The organism is Rhodococcus sp. 05-2254-2, assembly GCF_002259095.1.
Lineage (GTDB): Bacteria > Actinomycetota > Actinomycetes > Mycobacteriales > Mycobacteriaceae > Rhodococcoides.
The window spans coordinates 1-5,581 of sequence record NZ_NOZJ01000005.1; the positions used below are offsets into that span (position 1 = coordinate 1).

Annotated in this window: 6 protein-coding genes and 1 pseudogene; 5 read left to right on the top strand and 2 right to left on the bottom strand. The window is 64.9% G+C overall.

Annotation, left to right across the window (positions count from 1 at the left end; translation table 11 throughout):
• The 4 genes and pseudogenes from CH283_RS28235 to CH283_RS07840 form a co-directional block, all read left to right on the top strand.
• Positions 1 to 808: pseudogene (locus CH283_RS28235) on the top strand (hypothetical protein); the annotation flags it as partial.
• Positions 801 to 2,945, top strand: a complete 2,145-nt coding sequence (locus CH283_RS07830) for a hypothetical protein (protein ID WP_141215326.1) — start codon at positions 801 to 803, stop codon at positions 2,943 to 2,945. The pseudogene CH283_RS28235 and the gene CH283_RS07830, both read left to right, overlap by 8 nt.
• Positions 2,945 to 3,373 carry a phage upper tail fiber protein gene (locus tag CH283_RS28985; RefSeq protein ID WP_176460456.1) on the top strand — a complete coding sequence of 143 codons (429 nt, stop codon included), beginning with the start codon at positions 2,945 to 2,947 and terminating at the stop codon, positions 3,371 to 3,373. The genes CH283_RS07830 and CH283_RS28985 overlap by 1 nt, the downstream gene beginning before the upstream one ends.
• A complete protein-coding gene (locus CH283_RS07840; protein ID WP_094638689.1) occupies positions 3,373 to 3,840 on the top strand; it encodes a hypothetical protein in 468 nt (155 codons plus the stop codon). Before CH283_RS28985 ends, CH283_RS07840 begins: the two co-directional genes overlap by 1 nt.
• Here the strand turns inward: CH283_RS07840 and CH283_RS07845 are convergent.
• Together CH283_RS07845 and CH283_RS07850 are read right to left on the bottom strand one after the other, a co-directional pair.
• Positions 3,837 to 4,052 (bottom strand): hypothetical protein, encoded by a 216-nt coding sequence (locus tag CH283_RS07845; RefSeq protein ID WP_094638688.1) that lies wholly within the window; start codon positions 4,050 to 4,052, stop codon positions 3,837 to 3,839. The genes CH283_RS07840 and CH283_RS07845 overlap by 4 nt on opposite strands.
• A 6-nt stretch (positions 4,053 to 4,058) precedes the next feature.
• On the bottom strand, positions 4,059 to 4,895 hold the full coding sequence (locus CH283_RS07850; RefSeq protein ID WP_094638687.1) for a tyrosine-type recombinase/integrase: 837 nt from the start codon (positions 4,893 to 4,895) through the stop codon (positions 4,059 to 4,061).
• Between the two features lie 515 nt (positions 4,896 to 5,410).
• On the opposite strand from CH283_RS07850, the gene CH283_RS07855 reads away from it, so the two are divergent.
• Positions 5,411 to 5,581 (top strand): acyl-ACP desaturase (locus tag CH283_RS07855; RefSeq protein ID WP_176460331.1); only part of this gene is annotated, 171 nt, incomplete at its 3' end.

Consider the following 5,581-nt stretch of genomic DNA (forward strand, 5'->3'; position numbering starts at 1 on the left):
GGTCACGCCCCCGCCCCCTGTCCCCGTCACGGTCGAGGTAGTCGAGGGCGCTGCCGTCACGGTGCCGCCACCGGCCCCGGTACCGATCACGTTCGACGTGACCCAACCGACGCTCAATCTCACTCCACCGCCGCCGGTGCCGATCACGTTCAATGTCTCGCTGCCCGTGATCAACATCCCGCCGCCGGCCCCGGTGCCGGTGCGCGTCGACATCGACACCGCAGGTGCGAGCGTGAATCTGTCGGCTCAGGGAGCTGCGGCCGGCAAGTCGTTCGCATCCGGTCTCGCCGGTTCGGCCGGCGCTGTCGCGTCCGCTGCCGCGTCGATGGCCGCTGCCGCGTCGAGCGTGTCGGTGAATCTGTCCGGTCAGGGCTCCGCTGCGGGCGCCAGCTTCGCCGCAGGCCTCCGGTCCCAGGCCGGCGCGGTGGCTGCTGCTGCGGCCGAACTGGGCGCGGTGGCTGCCGCCAACAAGGGTGTATACAAGGGCCGCAAGGGAATTGCTGCCGACCGGATAATGCTCATCCCGCACGGTCAGGCGATGGTGAAGGGCTTCATCGACGGTCTCGGCAGTCAGCGTCGCGAGCTGATCACGGAGGCATCGTCTCTGGCGAAGGCTGTGACGAAGCGTTTCGATGAGGAACTGGTCCCGAACATCGGTCTGTCCGGTGGGATCGGTGTGCAGCAGCAGGTGTTCGTCACTGTCGAGGCCGGTCTGCTCGCGGACCCGGTGAAGGTCGGCCGCGAGATCAAGGACGCTGTCGGGGCGTACATCTCCGCTGTCGGTGGATCGGAGACCATCAGTGTCTAGGAAAGCCGACGCCACGAAAGTGGCAGTGCAGGTCGAATCGGACCGCGCCGATGTATGGGTCGAGGACGGCCGGTCGCCGGCGTCCTATCCGGTCGATGGAGTGCCGCTGCGGAAGCTGCTGGCACTGCCACCCGACGTGTCGATGCTGCCCGTCACGTCCCCCTTCGCCGGCTACGGCACCTACCCGACCGTACGTAAAGACGAGTCGCTGTCCGGTGTGATCGTCACGCCCTCGGTGCGGCTCACAACGTCAGGCACCGGATCGGACAAGGTTGTCACCGACGTCGATGTGACGGTGTCCACCGAGAACAAGTCCACCCGCAACATCGGCCCCGTGGTCGCCCAGACGAAATACCCGACGCCGGTGTCCGAGGGTGACCTCGTGTCGTTCGCCGGCCGATTCGCAGTGCGCAAGACCGGCACCGTCACCCTGAACTCCGATGGACTGGCGACCGACGTGCGGGTGCGTGTCTCACTGTGGGGAATGTACAGCGTCACAGACGAATACGGCGTGGTGGAGGAGATGGCGACGGAACTGCTCTCCTATGAGGCGTTCCTGCAGGGGTACGAAACGTTCACCAACAGTGTGCTGTTCACGCTGCCGACTGTCACACCGGCAACGGTGCCGGCAGGAGTGACCGGTCTGCATCTAACCGTGAGTCTGGTCGCTCAACGTGCACCCACCTGGTGGAGCTCGGCCTCCCGCGAGTTTCTTTCCGCGACCTACGACTTCCCCTATCGCTCAGGGCAGTTCAACGCCAACAAGAACTTCTTCACTCATGCCGACGTGAACCCGCTACGGCTGACTGTGGTACCGAAGCCGCAGCCGGCACCGGGTGCTCCCGCTGCGCAGTGGGAGACGCTGACCCAGGAGCAGACTCGACTGCACCGGTACACGTACGAGGACATCACCGACCACGTCAACGAGATCACTACCGAGAAGATCGAGGCCGACCTCGGTGTGACGACTGTGCGCCTGATCTCGACGGAGATCCCCGCGAAAGTCGTTGCAGGCAAGAGGGTCCGCATCCTTGCGTTGCATCCCGGTGGCGGCTTCACTGTGCTGGCGTCGGGCACGATCCGTACTCGCCGGATAGTGGAGGACGGCCGGCACCCGTCCCAGGTGGAGATCGGCGTGCACGACAGTCACGGCCGGCTCGGATCGATGAAGGCCAAGGTCGCATTCGACACGTTTGCCGAGTACGCCCCGATCCTCAACCGTGCCGGAATCCCCGCTGTGATCGACGGCGACGATGTGACCGGCCCGGCGCGCGAGCTCCCGGCGTGGGGCGGAGTGGAACCGTCGTACCGCGATGACCGGTTGACGATGCTCGACGCCCTGACGATGACCCGCAACGCCCGCAAGGGCTTCTTTCGACTCACCCGGCACGACCGCCTCGAGGTGCTGTCCTCGCTGCCGGCCGGTATCGCGATGGACGTATCCGACGTACCCGGTGAGGGTGACGCATCGTTCTCGATCGACGCAGAGTTCGGCAGTGACACAAAAGATCTCATCAACCAGGTGTCGGTGCGTGAGCATCTGATGGACTCCGAGGACTTCGACCGGACCACCACCTCGGAAGATCCCCCGCTCAAGTTCGGACACATGAAGTCGCGGACCCAGACCGCCGAGTACCGCCGGCCAGCTGCCATCAACTCCTACGGTCTCGCGTCGAAGTCGTTCCGTGTCGTGCGCGGCAGTGGAAAGCTGCTCGACATCGAGGCCGGCGACTTCGGTACGTCGTTCTCGGCGTGGGCCGCTGCGATCCTGGACGAGTACTCGATCGAGCGGTCCGGCCCGAAGTCGATCACCATCCCCGTGGAGACCGATACACAGTGGCAGCTCGTAGCGAAACTCGACGTGCTCGACGCGATCGTGGTCCGGTTCCGAGGTGTGTCGTACGTGAGGCGCATCCGGCGCGTGACGCACAAGATCTCGCCCGGTGGACTCCGCAAAGTGCTGCTGCGTTTCGACGTGACCGGCGAGCAGGTGTACTGGCTACCCGACACCCCGGTGCCACTGATCACGCTCGGTGATACCGACGCCGGCACGATCTTCGTCCCGGCCAAGGGTCTGGTCGACGGCCGGTACCCCAATGAACCCGATGTCTACGAACTCGATGGAGGAACGCTCTGATGGTTGCACGCGCACGCATTCAGCAGCTCCGCGCTACAGCAGCGGAGTGGGCAGTACAGAACCCGGTACTCAAGGACGGTGAACTCGGCGTCGAACGTGACACAGGCTTTCTCAAGTGCGGCAACGGCGTCGCCCCGTGGAACGACCGCCCCTATCAGGTGGGTCCGCGCGGCCTGCAAGGTCCGCAGGGTCCGCAAGGCCCGCAAGGTGCCGCGTCGACCGTGCAGGGTCCGAAGGGTGACCAGGGTGTGCAAGGCCCGAAGGGTGACCAGGGCGTGAAGGGTGATCAGGGTGTCCAGGGTCCGGCCGGTCCCGCTGGTGGTGTGCAGAACGTCGCCGGAATCGCCAACGTCCGCAAGATGACCGCCGCCGCGTACGCCGCACTCGGGTCGAAGGACGCCACCACCGCCTACTTCATCGTCGGCTGATGCCACTCCACATCGGGGACGCAGCAGTCAGTTCCGTCTATGTCGGCGCAGATCCGGTGTCCCGCATCCACATCGGCAACGATCTCGTGTGGCAGGCGTACGCCGGTGCCGGCATGGACAAGTCCGGCAACCAAACCCTGTCAGGCTCGACGTGGTCACAGATCACCAGCTGGGCGGCGCGCAGCGGCTCGGTGGTGGTGAGCAACGGGCTCGTGCTGCCGGCCGGCGTGACCGCCACGGCAGTGGTGCAGGTGACCTACGGCGGTAGCAACGCAGTCAACAGTTGCCGCGTCCTCGCAGACGGCGTCGTCGTCGGCACATCACCAGCCGGTGGACAGATAGTGACCGCCACGCTGACCGTCCCCGCTGCCGGCGTCGATCGACTGATCACCGTCGAGGGCTACGTCGCCGGCCTCACGGGTGGCCGCGCAGTCGCCGCGTCCGGCACGTTTCTGACGCTGAGCTAGCTGGTGACCTGAGCAAGGAACATGATCACGACGACGAACACGACCACGCCGGCGCACACGCACAGCAGGACGGTCGTCGCTCGGTGTGCGTTCGGGTTCGGCGCGGTGGGCTTGCGCGCCCGCCGGCGGCGCAGCAGGGTGTCGATCGCAAAGCCCCACAGCGTGAGCAGAATCAACAGTTGGATCCACGCCATTTCCTGGAACACCGTCATGGTCGGTCAGGCTACGGCACGGAACAGGTCCAGCTTGTCGATTGCGGCCCGCATCCTCACATCGGACACGCCGGTGTATCCCTGAGTGGAGGTGATCGAGCCGTGACGCATCAACTCTTGCACGACACGCACGTCGGCCCCGTCTTCGAGCAGCGTTGTCCCGTACCAGTGCCGTAAGGGGTGCGCTGAGCCGGGAACGTTGGCCCGCCGGAATGCGTCACCGACGATCTGCGACACGGACTTTCGGGTGACGTGCTGTCCTGGTCGTGTCTTGTTGCTGGGGAACCACCAGCCGCGTTGCGGCATGGTCTCGGCGGTGGCCGCGAGCACCGGGTGCAGCGGTACCCACTTCTCATCACCGCCCTTGCCGAGCACCAGCATTCGGCCGCGCGCGAGGTCGACGTGTTCACCGCGGAATGCCGCGATCTCGATGCAGCGGAGGCCGGCCAATGTGGCGAGCAGGATCATCACGCGGGTGCGGTGATGCATGTTCGTCGCGAGCAGCTTCATCAGGTGCACGTCGGCAACGGGCCGTGGCTTGCGCTTCGGCTGCCGCACCGTGCCCACTTTCAGCATCGGGTTATCGACTCGAATGTCCTGCACCTGTAGCCATTTGAACCACGTCGAGAGGTACGAGTGGTAGCAGTAGTGGGTGCTGCGCGACCACTCTGGGTGCGAGGCATACCACCGCACGATGTCGAGTGGCTGAGCGAACGTTGGATCGAGGCCGGCCTCGCGCTCGAAAGTTCGCAAGACCCTGATGCGTTCGTACATCGTGAGGTCGGATCGGCGTTGGCCGTGCTGGAAGATCTCCCACTGGTCGATAGTCGCGTTAGTGCTCATGCGTCACAACTACCCCAAACCGGACAGATCGGTCGGGCTTATTCACAGAGTCGATGCACGATCGGTGCCGAACCGGTACCGGTGGAGCAGAGCCGGACACCTCGCGGATGAACTCGCCGCATTGGGAGCAGAACAACTTGGTCATCACGCGGCGCTCAGGCGACGGACCGCAGCGCGGTCATAGGGCTGAATCGTGGACCTTTTAATCCGCAGGTCGTAGGTTCGAGTCCTACTGGGGGCACCACACACCGTCCGGGTAACAGTGATCACACCTGTCCGGAACGTACACTCGGACGTAACGATCGGCCGAGGCCGAGCGACGTGCAGGGGGAACTGCAGCGGTCGTGAACTCGCGAAAGCCGGTCGGAGGATCGGCGCTCCGGGGGCGCATCGCGTCGATCGACACCGAACATCACGACCGCCGGAACAGCAAGTGAACAGGCTCGACACGGTTCACACCGAACCTACGGTGCCGTAAGCTGGACCGGTCGTACGCAATCTATGGAGGCGATCTAATGGCGAGGGATCTGACACAGCTCGAGCTTCTGCAAGAGCTGGTGCCCACTGCCGAGGACAATGTGAACCGTCACATCTCGATGGCGCGGGAGTGGCACCCTCACGACTACGTCCCGTGGGACGAAGGTCGCAACTTCGCCGCACTCGGCGGCCAGGACTACGACCCGGAG

Coding starts and splice junctions, on each gene's coding strand:
- CH283_RS28985 (WP_176460456.1), top strand. CDS start 2,945: ATGGTTGCACGCGCACGCATTCAGCAGCTCCGCGCTACAGCAGCGGAG.
- CH283_RS07840 (WP_094638689.1), top strand. CDS start 3,373: ATGCCACTCCACATCGGGGACGCAGCAGTCAGTTCCGTCTATGTCGGC.
- CH283_RS07845 (WP_094638688.1), bottom strand. CDS start 4,052: ATGACGGTGTTCCAGGAAATGGCGTGGATCCAACTGTTGATTCTGCTC.
- CH283_RS07850 (WP_094638687.1), bottom strand. CDS start 4,895: ATGAGCACTAACGCGACTATCGACCAGTGGGAGATCTTCCAGCACGGC.